The following is a 22,464-nucleotide window of genomic DNA, read 5'->3' as shown; positions in this document are numbered from 1 at the left end:
CAATTATATATTTTTTGGAAATGTTAGATAATATATTCAATTAACATATTGTTTCTAACTGTATTCAATTTTTACTTTTGAACCTACACCAGCTTCACTTGATGAAACCAATAACTTAACAGGAACCCTATTTTTAAGTTCTTCGACATGACTTATTATACCCACACTTAGATTATTACTATGCAATCTTTCCAATGATTCTATAACAATCTCCAAAAGTTCACTGTCCAATGAACCAAATCCTTCATCTAAGAAGAAGAATTCAAGCGGTGCACTTCCTTTTAATTGTATTTGAGATGAAAGAGCAAGTGCTAATGATAGTGAAGTTAAAAATGTCTCTCCTCCAGATAGAGTATCAATACTTCTTCTTTCTCCTCCATTAAAATTATCTCTCATTACAAAATTGAGTGTTGAGTCAATTTCAAGTGCATATCTTCCTTTAGTTATTCCTTCTAGTCTTTTTGATGCTTCTAAAGCTATATACTTTAGTTGATTTGTAGAGACATATTCTACAAATTTATTTCCTTGTATACATTTATCTAATTCTTCTAACAAATCTACTTTATGTTCAACCAATCTAAGTTCCTTATTAAAATCATTTATCTTATCTAAAGAATCTTTTAATGTTAGCAACCTATTTTGATTAGCTCCAATGTCTTTGGATATATTTCCTATTTCTACTTTCATATTATAAATATTATCTTTTAATTGTTCAAAGTATTCTTTTTTAATAATTCTTCCATTTAATTTTTCTTTTGATGATTTTATTTTAAATGATAATAACTTTTGTTCTTCTTCATATTCTAATATTTCTTCAATCAATTTTTTTACTTCTTCACTTTCTAATAACGCTCTTTTTACTGCGTATATACTTTCAAACTTATTTTCTGCTAGCAGTTTATTTAATATTATTTTTTGTTCTTTATATTGTTCTTTAGCAGTTTTAAGTCTTCCATCTATATTGTGCTTTTCAGCAAGATTTTTTTCATATTCTGACCTTTGTTCTTCTAGCTTTACTTTACTAGACTCTTCTTGTTCTAGTATCTTGCATATACGTTCTTCAACACTATGTAAAAGATTTTCAGCTAAATCACCTTTTGTTATGTTAATTACTTCTTTATACTTACTGTCTCTATGCACTTTTTTTTCTACATATAACTCTCTAGCTTTTATTAACTCTAATTCTATTTCATGTAACTTACTTTCTTGTTCTCTTATTTTAATATCTAATAAATCTCTGTTTTTTAATAAGTTTGAGTATCCAGTATTTAATAATTCTAATTTTTTTTCATTTTCTCTTATTTCTTCTACTTTTGATGATAGATTTGAGACTTTAGTAATTGTTTTTAATCCTAAATACTCTTGTTTTAATTTCTTACATTTATGTTCCAGGTTTTCAATTTCGATATTTAAGTCTTTTATTAATTTCTTATAGTTATTCAGACTTTCATTTATCTTTAATTCTTCTTTTTCAATTCTATTTTTTTCTTCTTTTGCCAATGTTATTTTATTTTCGGTGCTTTCCTTCTCTTTTTCCCACTCTTGAATATTAGACTTAAGTACAGCTAATTTTCTTTGTTCATCATCAAGTCTTTTAAATAATTGACTTGATGGAATTTCCCCAAGCTTTCCTTTTACATCTTCCAATTCTTTAGTTTTCATTTTTTCTACAGACACATAACCACTTACTTTAGAATTTAATTCTTCAATATTGTGTCTTATGCTTACTTTTTCTTTTTCCAATTTATCCAATTTGTCTTTGACAAAAACTATATTTTCATCATAATTAGTTATATTATGATTTTCATGGTGCTTTGAACCACAAACTGGGCATGGCACATTTTCTTTTAATTCACGTCTAAGTTCAGAAGCCAAATTCAAGTATTTCAGTTCTTCCAACTCTTTCTCAAGGTCTTCTCTATTTTTTCTATTATTCTCAAGCTTTTCATTTACTAGACTTAGCTCTCTCTCAATATTAAATTTCTTTTCTAAAACTACCTTTAATTCATCTTGTATATTATTTTTCTTACTTTCATTTTCTTTGGTATTATTTGCCTTATTTCTTAATTCAGTTACATATTCAGATTTTAAAAGCAAATCTTCACTTTTACCAGGACATTTCTTAAGAAGAACATCTAAATGAAGAGACAAACTTTCTAGGTTATGGTTGATATCATTTTTATCTCTATCAATATATCTAACTTTTAAATTTATATCTTCTGTATCCTTAGATATTTCTCCTAGCTTATTTATTTTTTGAGTTTTCTCTTCTAGTACTTTATTATAATCTTTCTCATATTCATATGCTAAAAATATTTTTTGTTTTAATTCTGCACTTATATTTACTTTATCTATTTTTCCTTCAACTTCTTTTACAGACTTAATAACTGCTTCTTTTCTAGATTCAGAATCTTTTTTTAGTTTTTCTAATTCCATTTTGTTTTTACTTAAATCAAGGCCATTTTCTTTTAATTCTTTTAATTCCTTATCTAGTAAAACTAATTCTTCTTCTAGTTTTATTGCTTGTTGTAACTTTATTTTTTCCTCACTTAACTTAGGAACTTCTTCATTTTTAATTCGACTTATTTTTTCATATCTATGCTTTGTAACTTCAAGTTCTTGATTTAAAATTACTAATTTTTTATCTAAATTATCTACTGTGAAACTGTCCTCTTTTATTCTTTTTTCTAAATTTTGAACTGTGCCTATATATGGGTCCACTCTTCTTGCATTATTATCATTTTCTACAAGATTAGTTTTTTCTTTTATCTCATTGCTTTTTAGATTAAGTTCATTTTTTCTAAGTTCATTTTTCTCTAGTTTCAATTGTTCCTCATATATTACTTTACTCTCTTCATAAGATTTTTGAGCTAAATCTAAAGTTTTATTTTTATCTTTTTCTAGTTTTTTTAACTCTATTAGTTCTTGATTGATATTATTATACACTTCTTCTGTAATTCCATCGTATTGACTTAATTTTGATTTCAAGTCTTTTAACTTTTGCAAATGTAAATTTTTTCTCTTTTTTACCTTATCTCCAAGACTTCTTCCATACTTTTCAAGATTGAAAATTCTCTCTAACATGTCTCTTCTATCTGCACGTGATAATCTCAAAAACTCATTGAATTTGTCTTGTGGTAAAACTACTGACCTCGTAAAATCGTTTGATGTTAGTCCTACAACTTGAGCCACTTTTTCATTTACTTCAACAACTTTATCAGCCAAAACATTTTTTGTATTATCATTTAACACCTCTACTAATCTAGCGCCAGAAGTTTTTGTTCCTGTTTTACTTCTTACAATAGTTCTATCTACAATGTATCTTCTTCTTGTATTTTTGCTTCCTATCTCAAATTCATATGATATAATTGCTTTGTCACATACACTGTTTATATATTCTTTTGTATTTCTAGATATATTTCCATACATAGCAATGGTTATGGCATCTAAAATTGTAGATTTCCCACTTCCAGTAGTCCCAAATATTCCAAACAAACCTCTTTCAATTAGCTTTTCAAAGTCTATAACTTGTTTATCAATATAACTATTAAGTCCAGTCAGTTCTAATCTAATTGGTCTCATCTGTTGATTCACCTTCTTCACTTATTATATCTAGAAATAAATCCATAAGTTCTCCTTTTGGTTCTACTCCTCTACTAAAGGAATAAAATTCTTTGAATAATTCTGCCATAGACTTTTCTTTTATATCTACACTTTCTTGTTCATAACAAGATGTTATTATCGGTTTTATCTCTATTATGTCTTTTAATAATTCTTTCATTTTTTTAATTTCACTTTGAGATATTATCTCATCAGTATTTATTTCAAAGTATGACCAAATATCTCTACCTTGATTTTTCTCACATATATCTAAAGCTTCATCTATACCATTACATTTAAATACTTCTATTGGCTTGTAATTATTAAAATAAATTTCCTCAATATTTGGTTTTTCTCCTGCTTTTATATCCACTATATACGCACCTTTAGTATATGCTCTTTCATCTTTGCTGTATTGAAGCGGAGAACCAGAATAATATGCATTTAAACGTTCAGAAGCTTTTTGTTGTTTGTGCAAATGTCCTAATGCAGTATATTGAGCTTTTTCTGGTAAGTCTTTTTTTTCAACCAGAAAGCTTCCCCCTAGTTGTATTGGTCTCTCTGATTCTGTACTCTCTCCACCTATTACAAATATATGTGATACTGCTATATTTATAGTATCGCTTCTAAAATTTTCTCCTAAACTTCTAAATATATCACCTACTTTTTCAGAGTAAGTCTTTTGCTTTTCCAAATCATCTTCACTTGAAAAAACCTCATTTAATCTTTTTTCACTTGGATAAGGTAATGTAGCAATTACAATACTTTCTCCATTTATATTTAGTGTTGTGCATCCTTGTACAGCCTCTATTATTTCAAACTTTTCATACTTAGCTCTTTCTGTAGAACTTGATGGATAACCAAATATAAGTATACCCTGTTCATGTGCTAAAGGTGTTATTGCAGAAAGTCTCTCTGGATTATCATGATTCCCAGAAATTATTATTACACATCTTTGTCCATTATTAGCAAGTCTTGAAACAGTTCTATAAAACAGTTTTTCTGCTTGAGCTGGTGGATTAGAATTATCATATATATCACCAGCAATTATTACCATATCAACTTCATTTGATTCTACTATTTGTATGAAGTCCTCACAAAATTTTGCCTGCTCTTCAATTCTAGAGTGGCCTTCTAGGTATTTCCCTAAATGCCAATCTGATGTATGAATGAATCTCATTTTTTCCCTCCCCATTTATATTTATGTCTAATTTATATCAAAATAATTAATAACAAACAGCCTCATCAATTCCAAATAAATATATACATTTTTCTTTTACTGATTTTCCAGTTAAAGTTTCAATAACATCTGCATATAAATCTAATTGTCTCTTATATTTCTCTATTATCTGATTTATATTTTCTTCATTTACAAAATCTGTTTTATAATCTACTAAAACTATCTGATTATCTTCTTCAAAATAAGCATCAACTATACCTCTTAACATGACACTTTCTTTGTCATAAATTTTCTTATCATCATTTTTTATCAATTCTTCATAAAGATATATATCTTTCATATTTACTTGTGCATAAATTGACTTTTCTCTATTTATAAGTTCAGCATTTAACATCCTTTTTCCTATATTAGATGTAAAAAATTTATATATTTTATAAGGATTTACTATACTAGCTTGCTTTTCTGTTATTATACCCTTTGAAATAAAACTTTTTATTTGCATCTTTATATCACTTATGTTGTTTACCTTCTTTAAATCTAAAACTTCCATAACTAAGTGAATTATTGTACCTCTTTCTGCTCCATTTATTTTTTCTTTTTCTTCATCATTTTGAATAAATAGAGGTTTTTTTAAGGTTATTTTTTGTTCGAATATAGTATTTATCAACTCTTCTTCATAATTATTTTGTATCTTTTTTATTTCTGTAACTGATATACTAGCAGGTTTTTTTGTACTAAATTCATATGGATATATATAGTTTAACTTTTCTTCTATTTCAGCATAATAATCGCTATCAGGCTCATCTACATCTATTTTTTCAAGAATTTTTTCAATACTTTCTTTTTCTTCATCATTTTTCTTTTGTATTAAAATATCATCCTTATTCCATAACTTTCCATACCATTTTGAATTATGTTCAACATTAAATGGCACATCTAATCCCATATCTTCCAATAAATTAGATAAATCTTTATGTTTTAATACACAAGGCATTATCCAATCTAAGAAATTCTTACTTTTTAGTATTTCATATTGTGATATTGTATCTAAATTTTCAATTCCATTGGACCATTTTTTCATGCTATCTTGTACATTTCTAGTAGAGCCTGTTATAATCAGTTTCTCTTTTGCTCTCGTAAATGCAACATATAAGACTCTCATCTCTTCTGATAAATTTTCTATATTTATTTTGCTTTTTAGTGCTTCTTTAGCTATACTTGGAAAAGAAATTCGTCTCTCATAATCCACAAACTGAGGTCCATATCCTAAGTTATGATGATATAAAATACTCTTTTTAAAATCTTGAGTATTGAAATTTTTTCCCATAGCAGAACATATAACTATTGGAAATTCTAGACCTTTACTCTTATGGATACTCATTATTCTAACAACATTTGCATTTTCTCCAAGTGTTTTTGCACTCCCCATATCAGAGCTAGATTTTTTTAATTTCTCTATAAAATTTACAAAGTTGAATATTCCCTTAAAGCTAGTCTCTTCAAATTGTTTTGCTCTCTCAAAAAGTACTTTCAAGTTGGCTTGTCTTTGACTTCCACCTGGTAATGCTCCAACATAAGCATAGTATCCAGTTTTTGTATATAAATACCATATAAATTCATCTGTACTCATGTACATTGATTTTTCTTTGAATTCTTTTAGTTTAATCAGAAAGTCTTTGCTTTTATTTATACATTCTTCACTTGGTACAAAATCCGACTTATTTTCATTCTGTGATTCTGTAAATTCATCATACTCTGATGTACTTTCTAAAACTTCATAAAAAGTTTTATCTTTATTTTGAATTCTAATATCAATTAAATCTTCTGGTGTAAATCCAAATATAGGTGACTTTAACACAGCTATAAGTGGTATATCTTGCATTGGATTATCTATTATCTGAAGTAATGATAGTATTGTTTTTATTTCAATTGTATCAAAATATCCAACTCCAACATCAGCATAAGTAGGTATATCCATATTCATCAACTCATCTGCAAACACAGGTGCCCATGCAGATGTAGCTCTTAAAAGAATCACTATATCCTTAAATTCCACAGGTCTATAGGCATCAATTCCTTTATCATAAACTTTTTGAATCTTTCCGTCTTCATTGGCTCTCATTAAATCCTTAATAATCTTTCCAACCATTCTAGCTTCAAGTTGTATATTGTCTAGTTCTTCATCTTCTTCTACTTCATTTTCTTCATTATTAACATTATTATCTTTATTATTTATAATATCATTACTAGGTTTAGTATTTTTTTGTATAAGGTGTATTTCTGTTGCTCCGCCAACAATAGAGTTCTCATCTAAATCTGATTTAAAATCTGCACCCAAATTAAGTCTTTCTTTTTCTGTATATTCAATCTCTCCTATATTCTCATTCATTATATTTTCAAATATATAATTTACAGAGTCTACAACTTCTTCTCTACTTCTAAAGTTTTTATAAAGCATTATTTTTCTGTGAGAACTTCCTTTTTCATCTTTATAGTTATTGTACTTTTGTAAAAACAACTCTGGTTTTGCTTGTCTAAATCTATAGATACTCTGCTTTACGTCACCAACCATAAATCTATTTGGAGTATCTATGTTTGCTACAGTTTTGAGCAGTACTTCTTGTACAAGATTGCTATCTTGATATTCATCTATAAATATTTCATAGAAATTATCTCTATACCCCATAGCTATATCAGAAGGTACAATATTTCCATTCTCATCTATATTCGTAAGTATATTTAAGGCAAAATGCTCTATATCATTAAAATCTATTATTCCTTTTTCACTTTTTTTATTGCTGTATTCTTCTTCAAATCTTAGAACAATATTGGATATTGGTTTAACTATATTATAAAGATACTTAATTTCGTCTTTAATAGATTCGCTATCTTTATTAAATGTAGCATTTATTATACTTTCTAAAGATTTTTTAATTTTATCTCTTATTGCTTTTGCTTTTTCTTTTGATTCTTTTATATATGAAGGAGCATCTTTTGGTATCCTTTTTATACCTTTTACATAGTTTTCAAAAGATATACTTGACATCTTCTTATATGCCTCATTCCATGATTTATTACATGCTTCTGAAATATCGACCACTCTCTTATACTCAATCGAAAGCTTCTCTGTAAAAGTTTCTAGCTCTTCTATTGACTTAACTTCTTTTAAGGCCTTTTCCATATTTGAGCAAATTCCATCAATTTCTATTTTTACAGTGTCTAATATAGCTCTAGCCCAAATAGATTCTGAAAAATCAAAGTCCTCATCAATGTTAAATCTCTCTGCTGAATCAACAAGCCATTTTTTAGGCTCAGGAGAAGCCATTGCAAATGAATATATTCCTAAAATAATATCCTGAACCTCTTTATCTCCGCCTCTTTCTGCATAACTTTCAACTAAATTTAAAAAACCCTCTTCTCTTTCTTCATATAATTTTTCAAATACTTCTTCTATTGCCTCTTGTTTCAAAATAGCGCATTCAGTTTGGTCTCCTATTCTAAAATTAGGGTCTAGGTTTATTCTATGGAAGTTTGATTTTATAACATCTAAACAAAATGAGTGTATTGTTGTAATACTTGACTTATTTAATAAGACAAGTTGATTTTGTAAATGTTTATTTTCTGGATTTTCATCTAATGCTTTTCCTATAGCATCACCTATTCTCTCTCTCATTTCTGATGCAGCCGCATTAGTAAATGTAACTACTAATAATTTATCTATATCAATTGGATTTTCTCTACTTGTTATCATTTGAATTATACGTTCAACCAGTACTGCTGTTTTTCCCGACCCAGCAGCAGCTGCAACAAGTAAGTTACAGTCTCTACTTTCTATAACTTCTGTTTGCTCTTTTGTCCATTTAGGAGAACTCATCAATCAACATCTCCTTCCATCATTTTTATTATCTCTTCATTGCTCTTATTATTTAAAATTTTATATTTATTATCTTTCATAGTTGAATCAAATTGACATATAGCTGAATAATCACAAAAATCACATGATGTTCCCTCTTTATGTTTATATGGAGATATCTTTATTTCACCACTCAACATTTCTTCACATAAATCCTTTATCGAATGTTTTACATATTTTCTAAGTAACCTAAAATCTTCATAACTTACTGTAGATGTGCTTTTACCTACATTTCCATCCTTTGTAAGACCTACTGGTATTACTAATGAATTTTTTCTTTTTCCATCTATCAATGACTTATCCATCTCTTTTATTATATGAGAATCTTTTACCACAAGCCCTTTCATTCTAAGCTCTTTTAATATTGCTTCTTGAATTTCAGCGTCATCTTTATCTTCATTAAACTTTGCTATTGGGTTATTTATTCTACAATATAATATTGCTGCTGGATTTAAATTTATATCTTCTTCTTCTTTTACACTTTCAAGGATTGCATCAAGATATACAAGTAATTGTAATTGTAGGCCATAGTATATCTCTGTTAAACTTATAGCTTTATTACCTGATTTATAATCTACTATTCTTATATATTTGTTTTCACCTTCTTCAAACTCATCTACTCTATCTATTTGACCGATTAAATTTACTTCTTCTCCATTATTCAAAACTATTTTTATAGGAGGGTATTTACCGTCTTTACCAAATTTAACTTCATAATCTACAGGTTCAAATGAACCTTGTTTTATCTGTTGGCTAATTATATTTATAGCTGTTGTAAGCATATTCTTCAATCTATACGCAAGATATTTATATCTTTCAGAACTATTTAATATATATCCTGGTATCTTTGAGATTATTTCATCAACTATAATACCTACCTTTAATTCTATATATTCTTCATCAATATCTTTCCACAATAAATTATCTTGTGATAGTTCTTTTGAAAATCTATCTAAAATATTATGAACAAAGGTTCCTAAATCTGGTGGTGTAAATGAATACTCTTTACGCTTTCTGGCTTTAAGGCCATATTGTATAAAATAAGCAAATGGACACTCTGCATATTTTTCAAGCCTAGACACACTAAGAGAATTACTTTTATATAATGACCTTATTTTTTTCTCTTCAATCCTATGAACTTGATTGGTATAACTAAGACCTTTTATAACTTTTTTTGTTATAGAACTATATAGTTCATCCTTTAGATAGTATCTATATATATCTAACCAGATACTATTCATTTCTTCTTTGCTATACTCATCACTATCGTAGTTTTTTATTACACTTATAAGCTCGTTAAATGTAGGTGATTTTACAGTTATTTTTTTAAGTATATCTTCATTAGTTCTTTTATCTTCTTCTATCAAATAACTTTTATTTTCTACATTTGGGAATATTTTCTTCAATCTTGATACAATTATTGAAGGTCTAAGTGTCTTACCCTCATGGTCAGATATAGGATATGTTATAATTAGATTTTCAGATGTTGAAGTAAGGGCTTTATATACTAAAAATTGTTCTTCAAAACTTCTAGTTTTACTATCTATGTCAACTTCAATACCTTTATTTCCAAGACTCTCCCTATCATTATCACTTAATATTCCACTATCTTTTGTAATTAAAGGAAATACACCATCTGTAGTTCCTATTAAGTATAAGTATTTTGTATTTGGATTTTTCATTCTGTCCACACTACTTACAAGTACTTGGTCTATACTAGGAGGAACTAGCCCTAACTCATACTCATCAAAACCAAGAGTTATTAATTTTATAAATTTTTCTAAGGATATTATTTCTTCACCCATAAGTTCCACCATTTGGTCTAAAACATCTACTACTATATCCCAAACTTGTGAATACTGATTAGCAACATCGAGTTCTCCTTTATCCTTAAAATTTACTATTAAACTCTCTATAGTTTCTGGCATATTTATATCTAGTAAAAACTCATATATATACTTACAAATTTCTTTTACTCTGTTTTTTCCCTTTAATTTTTCTTGTAAATTTATTATTGGCTCTAATACTCTATTTTTTATTTTATTTATTTTATCTTTTAATTCTACCTCAAATTCACTTTCTTCATTAGTAAGACTTTGTGTTATTCTATAATCCCACTTTTCATCAAACCATTTCTTACCTTTAATCCCATTGACTAGTACATAATTTTCTAGTAAATTTATATCATCATTATCAATTCCTATAAGACCACTCTTTAAATACCTAAACATAGTTTCATATCCATATCGTCTGTTTTTCATTTCTAGAGCCGAAATAATTAATATAACTATTGGATTACTTTTTGCTTCTCTCTTTTTATCTATAAAGTTAGGTATGTTATACTCATTAAATATAGAATGTACCAAAAAATCATATCTATTTAAGTCTCTTGTAGCAAGAGTTATATCTCTATATCTAACATTTTTGTCTCTAACCAAATGTACAATTTCTTTAGCTATTTCTTCTACCTCTGAATATAGATTATTAAATTCTTTTATTTTTATATTTTTAGTTGGATTTATATATGTTTTATATGGATAAGCATTATAAAACTTTTCTAAATGTTGTAACTCTTGAATTCCTTCAAATCTTTTTATAGTGCCTGTATTTAAATTTACTTGTGGTAATATTTTTATTCCTTCTTCATTACATAATTGAGTTAATTTTGAATAAGTAAACTTAGTTCTAGAAAATACATCTGCTTTGCTATATCCAATATAATTAACATTATCTACAGTCAAAGATATATTAACATCTTTAGCTTTATTTAATATACTTTTTATAACATTGTATTGATTTGGTGTAAAACCTGTAAACTCATCTATATAAACATAAGCTCCTTCTAAATAGTTACTCAATTCTATTTTACCTGATAATGAAGTCAACATATCTTGAGCATCTATATAATTTTCATGTAATTTTCCTTCAAAAGAATTATATATCTTACTTATATCTTTTAACTTTAAACTTAATGTCTCATTTTCTAATTCTCCAGATATATTTTCTAACATTTCAGGACTTATATTGTACTGTTTCATTTCTGATATCATATCTGTAATTGAACTTACAAAACCAGATTGCGACTTTGATTTTGAAAATACATTTAACTCTTCACTTACATCTTCTATCGCTCGATACACCATCATTGCTTTTCCACTAGAATTTATATTTACATCTGTTAATCCTCCTGTTTGAGAAAAAACTATGTTACTCAGTGTTTTAAAACTAAGCACTCTAACTCTTAAGTACTTGTCCTTTTCTCTTCCTAAAAATAGTTTGCTTACTCTATTTTCAGCTTCAAATGTATACTGTTCTGGAACTAAAAGTATAACAGATGTCATTTCATTTTTTTGAGATTCTTTTTTAATTTCATCTAATATATATGTAGATTTTCCACTTCCACATCTACCTAATATAAACCTAAGTCCCATAAATTTCCGCCTCCAAAATACTATAATCTATTTCTTTGTCATTGCATAATTTATTAAACTCACAATACTTACAATGACTTTTATTTCTATAGCACATACGTTCTTCTTTATTATATACCTTTTCTATATCATTGTATAGATTGTGTTCGTATGTATGTTCTTCATAATTAGTACTTTTTATCATGTCTATATAGTTTTGAATCTTATTTCTATTTGCTTCATGTTTTTCTTCATCATATGAGATATTAATTGGCAAATCATCAAATTCAGGTTGGTAATATTTCATACTTATATCTTTAACATTTACTTCTATTTTTAAAACTTTTGGTATAACTTCTTTTGCCAAAAACATATAAACTATTGTTTGAATCCTACTTTCCACATTTTTATAGTTAATCTTTTTAGACTCAGTTTTCCAGTCCCATATCTCTATATTGCCTTTTCCAACTACAATTAAATCATACTTTGCTTGTAATATGTCCCCATTTAAATTCATCCTTACTTCATATTCTGGTAAATACATTTTTTCTTTTTCGATAGGAACAATTTTTTTTATATTCTCAATCCATTTTGAAAATCTTTTACTATTTTTATCATCTTCATTAAAATAGATTCCAAGTGGTATATTACTAAAGTATCTTTCACAAATTAAATGAAAGTCTCTTCCAGTTTTTAAACTATCATAATATTCTCTACTACCTATATCATCATTTTTCCAATTTATTTTATCAATATACTTATATTTAAATTTTAGTGGGCACGATTTATATGTGTTAATTGAATTTTGACTATAAGAAAAATATTTTAATTTATCATTCAATCATATCACTTCTCTCTTAACTTTATTTTTTAATAACTATTTATTATATATTAATTTGGCATTCTTTTAACAGTATATAAGCTAAACTCATCATATACTTATATTTCATATATCAACTTAACTCATCTATATGTTAATTTGACCTTTTCTCAATAATATATTGATTCAACCTTCTTAAATAAACACAAGGATTCTGTTCTTTTCTTTTATTACCTATATCATTTTCATCTCTATAAGCACTCCCTGAAAGTACTAACATCTCCTTTGCCCTAGTGATTCCTACATATAAAAGTCTAATCTTCTCATTTATAGAATCAATTTTAGTTTGATAAGCGTAATCAGTTGAAATACTACCTTTTAATATAGCTTCAATTTCTGACTTAATAATAGCCATTGGATTTTTGTATTTTTCTTTTAAGTACCATTTATCACTCTGAAATTTCTGAGTAATATTGTCAGGGAAATTATATTCAACAAGACCTAATAAAAACACACAATCCCATTCCATCCCCTTTGATTTATGATAATTACATAGTGTTATGCTACCAGGTTCTGGCTCATATCCATTTATCTCATAAACTACATCTATTATGTGATTAAACACCTTATTTTTAACATCAAATAGAACATTGTAAACATCTTCTAAGTCCATATATATATTTTCCGAAACTAAATACTTTATATAAAAAGATATATAATCTAATACTGCTTTATCCTCTTTTTCTAAGTTGAGCTTTTTACCAATGAACAGTATCAGCAGGTCTAACCTTATTATTGGGTATTCTAATATCTGTTTTATAATATCTATACCATATTTAAAACTTGTATATATATCGCTTTCTTCATTAATTTCTAGTGATTCAAATTTATCTTTATTAAATTTCAAATCATATATAATTTCTTCTGTTGTATATTTTTTTAATCTGTCTAAAAAATTCTTTTCTTCTATCTCATTGTCTGTATTTATAAAAACCTTATCAAGTACGATTATTAACTTTTCTATATCATCGCAGTTTAGCATAAAATCTATAATAGAAGCTATGCTATTTATAACCTTTCTTTTACTTAAAGAATTTGGACCCAATTCTTCAAAGGTTAGACTATACTCTCTAAGTTCCTTAGCAACTTGTGTAACTTGTTCATTAAATGGAACTAGTATTCCTATACTCTTATCTGGATATTTCTTTTTTATACCTTTAACATATTTAGCAGTTTGTTCTATTTCATTTTTCCAACTATTATACCATTTTACATTTATATTATAATGCTCTGGCTTAGGGTTTTCTTTATATCCAACTCCAGTTGGAACAGTTTTTATTTGCATATCCTCAAGAGCATATCTGCATTCCTCTTGTTTAAATTCTTTTGTGACATATTCTACAAGTGAATTTGCTAAATCTAGTATATCTTTTGAACTTCTATTTGACATATCCATCCTATAACAACACTTTGCATTTTTTATAAATTCTTTAAAAAACCTAGGGTCTGATGATGAAAATGTACCTGTTATACTCTGATTTATATCTCCCACTCTAACTAAATTATTATTTTCACTTGATATAATTTTTATTATATTCCCTTGTATTTCATTTGAATCTTGACATTCATCTTCAAAAATATATTTATATCTAGTTTGGAATTTTTTTCTAAGTCCTTCATCTAAGCATAAGGTTTTTTCTGCTAGAATTAATATATCATCATAATCTAGTAAGCCATTTTGCTTTAATTTTCTATCATACAATTTGTATATTGGCAAAATCACTTTAAGCATGCCTTTGTGCCCTCTTGATAGTATCTCTTCAAGCTTATCTGGAGAAATTCCCTTGTATTTAAGTTCACTTATAGCATTTCCTACAAATTCAAAAAAACCTCTCTCCCAAGCTTCAAGAGTTATCTCTTTCCATCTCTCATCTTTTTGCTCCTTTAGAAACCATCTAAATGCTCTTTCTCCTCCATCAAATCTAAATTTATGTATACATTCATTTAATATAATACTTTTTTGTAAATCATCAGCTATATTAAAATCTTCACTTAACATTACTATTTCGGGTTTTTCCTTTATTATTTTTACAGCTAGACTATGTATAGTCATTACTTCATATGAGTTAATATCGTCTATTTTGTTTTCTTCAAGTATTTTTTTTATTCTACCTTTAAAATTATTTACAGCACTATTCATATATGTAAGAACTAATATTTTACCACCTTTATGTTTCTGTTCAAGGAGTAGTTTAGCTACTAAATTGGTTATTATAAATGTCTTGCCAGCCCCAGGAACTGCTGGAACTGCCATAGTTCCATCCTCATAATTTATTATTGGTATTTGGTCTTCTCTATAGTTTATATTAATCATAAATTTTATCTCCTTTATGTGAGAGTTTCAAAAGTATACTATATAGCATACTTTCTTGAATATAACCATTAATTGTGTATTCACTCTTATATGCATAAACTTTCTTTGCACTTAACAATAAATTATATATTGTATTATATAGATAATATTTCTTGTAGTACTCTTCCATTTCATTTGTATAAATTTTTTTCTCTTCAAAAGATTTTCTAAGTACAATTAAATTACTTATATCTTTTTCTATTTTCATATTCCAAGAATTACTTCCTATATCTACCAATATCTGGACACTTCTATCTATATTTGATGATATATATGAATATGGAGTTGTTATTACTATTTTATCTTTGCTTTTTAACTCTTCTATATCAATAACAGAATAATAATCATTTATTGTCGTCTTTAAAGCTTCTATAAAAATCTTTTCTTCTTTCAATCCAAGTAGGTTTGCACTTTCACTAAATGATTCACTTTCAGTTATTATCTGTTTACATAGACCAACATTCTTTTTACCATCTTTTAAATTTAACATTTTATCTATATAAAATTGAATTAAAAATTCATGTATTTTTATATCACTTTTCTTTTTTTCTTCAATATACTGTAAAATATCACGATATTGATTATATCCTCCTATTTTATCAACTTCTAAATACCTTGTTTCTTTAAAAATCTTAAATGCTTTTATTCTGTTTATGTCTAAAAGAGTCTCTAAAAAACTTATATATTCTTCATCTTTTATAAAGTCTAAATATCCATAAAATATGCAAGTTGCAACCACTAAAGCATTTCCATATGGGTAATCTATAGCTTTTTTATCTTTTTTAGTGTTAAAAACATCTATATTTTTTTCTTTCAAAGAATCTCTAATTTGATACTCCAATATTGTATTGTTTATAGGTGATATAATTGCTATATCTTTTGGAGATACTCCTCTTTCTATAAGTGTTACAACCTTTTCGCTCACTAAATCTAACATTTCATTATATAGTTGACTTGATTGATTTAATTCTATACTTGAGGGTAATAAATATAAATCTTCTATTTTTATATTACTTTTTTCAAAGTTAATTTCTTCTTTAAATTTAATTTTAGATATTATCTTTTCATTTATATAACCCATGTCAATATTATTAAATACAGAATAATCTTTACTAAAATCAAAGAATATATGGCTTTCTAATGCATTGCTTGACACCTTTTCAATAAAATCTACTTCTGCATTACTTGAATTTTCAAGACTATCAACTACTATATATCTCAATTCTTTAAGTAAATTTTTTAAATAAAACTCATCATTAAGAAGGTAATTATTATATAGATATACACTCAGTGCATTATCTAACATTGAATTTGAAAGCAGTGTATTTATATAATATGATATAATTTCATCCATCTGAGTATATGAAAATCTATATATACTATTTCTATTTTTCTTTGATGAATATATTTTTTCTCCAATAAAATCAAAGTCAATTAAATTAAATGCGGACTTACTTATATTTGTAATTATACTTTTTGCGATTGATTTATTCGTTCCTGTGATATCTTCGAAATATCCTTCTTTCACTCTTTTTTCCTTAACTTTTTTAATTATTAAATATTCACTTAAACTATTTGATATAAATGTTGGAGATATAGATTTTTTATTTATTCCTTCACATTTCTCTATTATAAGTGCCCAATATTTTAATAATTCTTTTTTTACAAATCCTATATATGTTGTTATTTTTAATTCTTCACTATAATCTAATTCTAATGACCTCTCATATCTTATTCTAGTATTGTTATTTGGTACTAATAAAATAATACTTCTTGAGTTATTTTCAGTTCTATTCAATAATTCCTTATATTTACCTAAGGATTCATTTTCATCTTTTTTTAGACTGCTTTTTTTTAATAAATATTCCACATAATCACCTTCCTTAATTAAATTAAGTGTATATTATATAATTATATCATATTGTGCATTTTTCAAAATACAATCAAATTATTGCATTTAACTACAAAAAAGACCATATATACACTGTTATGCATTTGTATATGCAACAATGTATATATAGTCTTTATATATTTACACACCCATACTTCAAATTATAGCTTTAATATAAACTCACAATCATAAATTTATATTAAACTTTAATCACTCTATTTTTAATTACTTTAATGATTCTTCTATTCCTTTAGCTATTTGTGTGCCCATTTCTTTTACTTTTGCAGGTGAATTTATTAACTTCATATCACTCTCATTATCCAAAAATGCACATTCTACAAGTACAGCTGGCATGTCATTGGTTCTTAAAACGTATAAATAATCTTTTGTAGGGTCACTAGTAAGTACTCTTGTTTTTATACCTCTATTTGTAAGTTTAAATTTCTCTAAAATTCGATTTAATATGTTTGTAGCCACAGTCTTAGAAGTTCCTCCATTTTTATCTTTAAGCTTGTAAAACACTTCTACTCCATGACCTTTTCTATTATTATCACCATTGTAATGTATACTTGTAAATAAGTCTGGTTTAAGTGAGTTAGATAAAGCAGTTCTACTTCCAAGTGATAAAGTCTTATCTGTATCTCTAGTCATAATTACATTTATTCCTTTTGAACGTAAATATTCAGTAGTTGCAAGTGAAGTATTTAAATTGTAATCTTTTTCAATCATTCCTCCAAATGAATTTCCAGGTGCTGAACCACCATGTCCTGGGTCAATCATAACTGTCTTTGCTCCATTACTAGCTCCTGGGTCTGTCGGTGTTGTATTATGCTTAGATAATGATGATGCTATAGAATTCATTACCTTAGAAGTTAATCCGCCTCCTATCTTATACACTTTATTAGCAGATTTAGCTTCTAAATTATCCTTATGATATGCAGATACATATGTTTTTGGTGTTATAAGTATTGGAGATTTTAAACTAGCAGCCAATGATCCTGCTGCTAAAGCATCAACAAGTACATCTGACTTAGCTACTAGAACAGCTTCTAATTCATCCTCTGTATAGAATGTTTTTATTACATTTGCATTTGTTTCATGTCTATCTGCTCCATATACTCTATTTTTAGTAACACTATCTTTAGTTATATCATTTATTTTATTGATAACATTTGTTGATAACATTTGAGGACCACCTATAAAGTAAGCATTTTGTAAATCCTCACTTTGTAACCACTTATACGTATCGTTTGTAAGACTGTCTTTATCACTTAATATAATTGGTTGCTTATCTTGACCTGCTTTTGCTGCAATAGTAAGTGCATCTACTTCTCCACCATTTGCATTTGTTATATATACTTTATCTACATCATGATTTTTATCTATTTCTTTTGCTATCAATAAAGATGTCTCATATCTATTAGAACCATTCAAACGTGTTTGACTAGCACTTACAGTTGATTTTATTTGATTAGCAGTAGTTTTAGAAATAGAATTCTCATCTCCAATTATAATTATATCTTTAGGATTTAGACGCTTTAATTCTGCTTTTACACTATCAGACACATTATTTTTTTCAACCAAAAGTATTGGTGCATTATATGTAGTTGCTAGTGGAGTTGATATAATACCATCTATGCTTACATCTCCATTTATTATAACTACTTTATCTGAACCATTTTTCCATCCCTCTTTACTTATTTTAACAGCTGTTTCATATCTATCACTTCCTGTAAGTTCTGTGATAGGTGCAGAAGTCTTTCTCAAATATTTATTTACATCTTTTCTTGAAGTTATATCTTCAATTATACATTCCTGTGTTACATTGTAGTCTTTTAGATTTAATCCCATAGCTTCTAATTCTTGTCTGTCTAAAGTCTTAGGATTAGTTGCGCTATTTATTGTTATCCCTTGTAACTCCCAAACATTTAGATACTCTGGGTCTTTATTATAATTTATAGTTCCTTCATATACCCCAGTTGATTGATTGTAGTTCAGAGTTGTATCTAGTGGCATATCATAACATTTATATTTTAATGTAATGCTATCAGCATCTGGTTTTTCTTTAAATTTTATACTTACTTTTGATGTACTTCCTAAAACTATACTTTTTTTCTCCAAATTTATGTTTAAGTTAGCATTATTTTCCATAGCATTAGACTCAGTAGCAAATGCCATTGTAGGTGCAACAATTGCCATTGAAAGAACTCCTGTTGTTATTAATCTCGTATTTTTTTTCATATTAATCTCCTTACTTAACATAGATTTTCACCTTGCTTTTTTTATCTTTTAATTTTTTAAAACACAGCAAAGTGTGCTTATCTAAATTTGCAAAAATTTATTAAAAATTAAATTACAAAAAATAAACAATTACAAAAAATAAACATAATTAAATATATTTGCTCATTTCCACTATATCATTTATTACTAAAAAAATCTATAAATGACAAATAAAAACATATAATGATTATATTTTGTAGAGTTTTATATCAAATTTTTATAAGTCAATAAAATTAATTTTTCAAAGTTGCATTCTAAATGTTACATATATATTTTAATAAATAAACATCATATAAATATTATTCAAGTCCTCGACCTATTAATACCTAGAAGTTAAATACATCTCTATAATTACACCTGAGACTTAGCAACCAAAACTTCAACACAAAAAGACTATGTATACACTATTTGCACTTATATCTGCAACAACTTATACATAGTCTTTATTACTAACAGAATTATATTTTTATTTTATGGATTTAAACTAAATCTAAAGTCATAAATTAATTTATGCTGAGTTTTTTAAGTATTTTCATTATGTACTATTTTAATGACTCTTCTATACCTTTACCTATTTGTGTACCCATGTCCTTTACTTTTGATGATGAATTCAATAAACTCATATCCTTCTCATTATCTAAAAATGCACATTCTACAAGTACAGCTGGCATATCATTAGTTCTTAAAACATACAAGTAATCCTTTGTAGGGTCAGTTGATAGTGTTCTTGTTTTTATACCTCTATTTTTAAGATTAAACTTCTCTAAAATTCTATTTAATATGTTTGTAGCTACAGTTTTAGTAGTTCCACCATTTTTGTCTGCAAGTTTATAAAATACTTCTACTCCATTTCCAGTTGTATCAGATGCATTATAGTGTATACTTGTAAATAAATCTGGTCTTAAAGAGTTAGATAGGGCAGTTCTATTTCCAAGTGATAAAGTCTTATCTGTATCTCTTGTCATAATTACATTTATTCCTTTTGAACGTAAATACTCAGTTGTTGCAAGTGAAGTATTTAAAGTATAATCTTTTTCTCTAATTCCACCTAATGGTTTACCTGTTGTTCCAGTATCCGAGCCACCATGACCTGGGTCAATCATAACTGTCTTTGCTCCATTACTAGTTCCTGGGTCTGTTGGTGTTGTATTATGCTTAGATAATGATGATGCTATAGAATTCATTACCTTAGAAGTTAATCCGCCTCCTATCTTATACACTTTATTAGCAGATTTAGCTTCTAAATTATCCTTATGATATGCAGATACATATGTTTTTGGTGTTATAAGTATTGGAGATTTTAAACTAGCAGCCAATGGCCCTGCTGCTAAAGCATCAACAAGTACATCTGACTTAGCTACTAGAACAGCTTCTAATTCATCCTCTGTATAGAATGTTTTTATTACATTTGCATTTGTTTCATGTCTATCTGCTCCATATACTCTATTTTTAGTAACACTATCTTTAGTTATATCATTTATTTTATTGATAACATTTGTTGATAACATTTGAGGACCACCTATAAAGTAAGCACTTTGTAAATCCTCACTTTGTAGCCACTTATATGTATCATTTGTAAGACTGTCTTTATCACTTAATATAATTGGTTGCTTATCTTGACCTGCTTTTGCTGCAATAGTAAGTGCATCTACTTCTCCACCATTTGCATTTGTTATATATACTTTATCTACATCATGATTTTTATCTATTTCTTTTGCTATCAATAAAGATGTCTCATATCTATTAGAACCATTCAAACGTGTTTGACTAGCACTTACAGTTGATTTTATTTGATTAGCAGTAGTTTTAGAAATAGAATTATCATCTCCAATTATAATTATATCTTTAGGATTTAGACGCTTTAATTCTGCTTTTACACTGGCTGGTACACTGTTTTTTTCAACTAAAAGTATTGGTGCATTATATGTAGTAGCTAATGGAGTTGATATAATACCGTCGATGCTTACATCTCCACTTATTATAATTACTTTATCTGAACCATTTTTCCAGCCTTCTTTACTTATCTTAACTGCTGTTTCATATCTATCACTTCCTGTAAGTTCTGTTATAGGAGCAGAAGTTTTTCTCATATATTTACTTACATCTTTTCTTGAAGTTATGTCTTCAATTATACATTCCTGTGTTACATCATAATCTTTTAAATTTAATCCCATAGCTTCTAATTCTTGTTTATCTAAAGTCTTAGGATTAGTTGTGCTATTTATTGTTATACCCTGTAATTCCCATACATTTAAATATTCTGGGTCTTTATTGTAGTTGATTGTTCCTTCATATAATCCAGTTGATTGATTGTAGTTCAGAGTTGTATCTAGTGGCATGTCATAACATTTATATTTTAAAGTAATGCTATCAGCATCTGGCTTTTCTTTAAACTTCACACTTACTTTTGATGTACTTCCTAAAACTATACTTTTTTTCTCCAAATTTATATTTAAGTTAGCATTATTTTCCATAGCATTAGACTCAGTAGCAAATGCCATTGTAGGTGCAACAATTGCCATTGAAAGAATTCCTGTTGTTATCAATCTTGCATTTTTTTTCATATTAATCTCCTTATTTAACACAAATTTCTATTTTATTTATTTTTTATCCTACTTACTGTTAAAATTACTTTTAAAACAAATGTCAAAGTGTATCTCCCAAAAATTTTAAAGAAAGTTATAAAAATAAACTTACAAAAAAACAAAAAAAATTAAATATTTAAATATTTAAATATTTAATTATATTCACTATATCATTTATTGCCAAAAAAATCTATAAAAGACAAATAAAAACATATAATAATTAGATTTTTATAAAATTTTATGCAAAAAAAATTACGTGGCTACGTCCTACTCTCCCAGGCAGTTTCCCACCAAGTACCATCAGCGCTAGAGAGCTTAACTTCTGTGTTCGGAATGGGAACAGGTGTATCCTCTCTGCTATTGTAACCACAT

At 27.0% G+C, this 22,464-nt stretch carries 9 protein-coding genes and 1 rRNA gene; all 10 read right to left on the bottom strand.

Translation table 11 applies throughout. The annotated features are described in order from the left end of the window. Window positions 1–54: 54 nt before the first annotated feature. Window positions 55–3,582: an AAA family ATPase gene (locus tag IC174_RS03215; protein ID WP_227482157.1), complete on the bottom strand. Its 3,528-nt coding sequence runs from the start codon at window positions 3,580–3,582 to the stop codon at window positions 55–57. Continuing rightward, window positions 3,569–4,780: an exonuclease SbcCD subunit D gene (locus IC174_RS03210; protein ID WP_227434005.1), complete on the bottom strand. Its 1,212-nt coding sequence runs from the start codon at window positions 4,778–4,780 to the stop codon at window positions 3,569–3,571. The genes IC174_RS03215 and IC174_RS03210 overlap by 14 nt, the downstream gene beginning before the upstream one ends. A gap of 46 nt (window positions 4,781–4,826) precedes the next feature. Next, window positions 4,827–8,654: a helicase-exonuclease AddAB subunit AddA gene (gene addA / locus IC174_RS03205; RefSeq protein WP_227482156.1), complete on the bottom strand. Its 3,828-nt coding sequence runs from the start codon at window positions 8,652–8,654 to the stop codon at window positions 4,827–4,829. After that, a complete protein-coding gene (gene addB / locus IC174_RS03200) occupies window positions 8,654–12,124 on the bottom strand; it encodes a helicase-exonuclease AddAB subunit AddB (RefSeq protein WP_227482155.1) in 3,471 nt (1,156 codons plus the stop codon). The genes addA and addB overlap by 1 nt, the downstream gene beginning before the upstream one ends. Continuing rightward, window positions 12,114–12,944 (bottom strand): PD-(D/E)XK nuclease family protein, encoded by an 831-nt coding sequence (locus IC174_RS03195; RefSeq protein ID WP_227482154.1) that lies wholly within the window; start codon window positions 12,942–12,944, stop codon window positions 12,114–12,116. Before IC174_RS03195 ends, addB begins: the two co-directional genes overlap by 11 nt. Before the next feature lie 133 nt (window positions 12,945–13,077). After that, on the bottom strand, window positions 13,078–15,297 hold the full coding sequence (locus tag IC174_RS03190; RefSeq protein ID WP_227482153.1) for an ATP-dependent helicase: 2,220 nt from the start codon (window positions 15,295–15,297) through the stop codon (window positions 13,078–13,080). Further along, window positions 15,290–17,206: a hypothetical protein gene (locus IC174_RS03185; protein ID WP_227482152.1), complete on the bottom strand. Its 1,917-nt coding sequence runs from the start codon at window positions 17,204–17,206 to the stop codon at window positions 15,290–15,292. Before IC174_RS03185 ends, IC174_RS03190 begins: the two co-directional genes overlap by 8 nt. Window positions 17,207–17,452: 246 nt before the next feature. Next, complete coding sequence (locus tag IC174_RS03180) at window positions 17,453–19,468, bottom strand: N-acetylmuramoyl-L-alanine amidase (RefSeq protein ID WP_227482151.1); 2,016 nt, start codon at window positions 19,466–19,468, stop codon at window positions 17,453–17,455. Window positions 19,469–20,049: 581 nt separating this feature from the next. After that, complete coding sequence (locus IC174_RS03175) at window positions 20,050–22,071, bottom strand: N-acetylmuramoyl-L-alanine amidase (RefSeq protein WP_227482150.1); 2,022 nt, start codon at window positions 22,069–22,071, stop codon at window positions 20,050–20,052. 275 nt (window positions 22,072–22,346) lie between these two features. Then, window positions 22,347–22,463: ribosomal RNA gene (gene rrf, locus IC174_RS03170) — 5S ribosomal RNA — on the bottom strand. Window position 22,464 lies beyond the last annotated feature (1 nt).

This window comes from Clostridioides sp. ES-S-0001-03 (assembly GCF_020676075.1).
Classification (GTDB): domain Bacteria; phylum Bacillota; class Clostridia; order Peptostreptococcales; family Peptostreptococcaceae; genus Clostridioides.
Note: the sequence above shows the minus strand (reverse complement) of the source record. Positions and strands in the feature narration are given on the sequence as shown.

What these genes read in the sequence shown, in the direction of transcription:
- IC174_RS03215 (WP_227482157.1), bottom strand. Translation starts at nt 3,582, where the DNA reads ATGAGACCAATTAGATTAGAACTGACTGGACTTAATAGTTATATTGAT.
- IC174_RS03210 (WP_227434005.1), bottom strand. Translation starts at nt 4,780, where the DNA reads ATGAGATTCATTCATACATCAGATTGGCATTTAGGGAAATACCTAGAA.
- addA (WP_227482156.1), bottom strand. Translation starts at nt 8,654, where the DNA reads ATGAGTTCTCCTAAATGGACAAAAGAGCAAACAGAAGTTATAGAAAGT.
- addB (WP_227482155.1), bottom strand. Translation starts at nt 12,124, where the DNA reads ATGGGACTTAGGTTTATATTAGGTAGATGTGGAAGTGGAAAATCTACA.
- IC174_RS03190 (WP_227482153.1), bottom strand. Translation starts at nt 15,297, where the DNA reads ATGATTAATATAAACTATAGAGAAGACCAAATACCAATAATAAATTAT.
- IC174_RS03180 (WP_227482151.1), bottom strand. Translation starts at nt 19,468, where the DNA reads ATGAAAAAAAATACGAGATTAATAACAACAGGAGTTCTTTCAATGGCA.
- IC174_RS03175 (WP_227482150.1), bottom strand. Translation starts at nt 22,071, where the DNA reads ATGAAAAAAAATGCAAGATTGATAACAACAGGAATTCTTTCAATGGCA.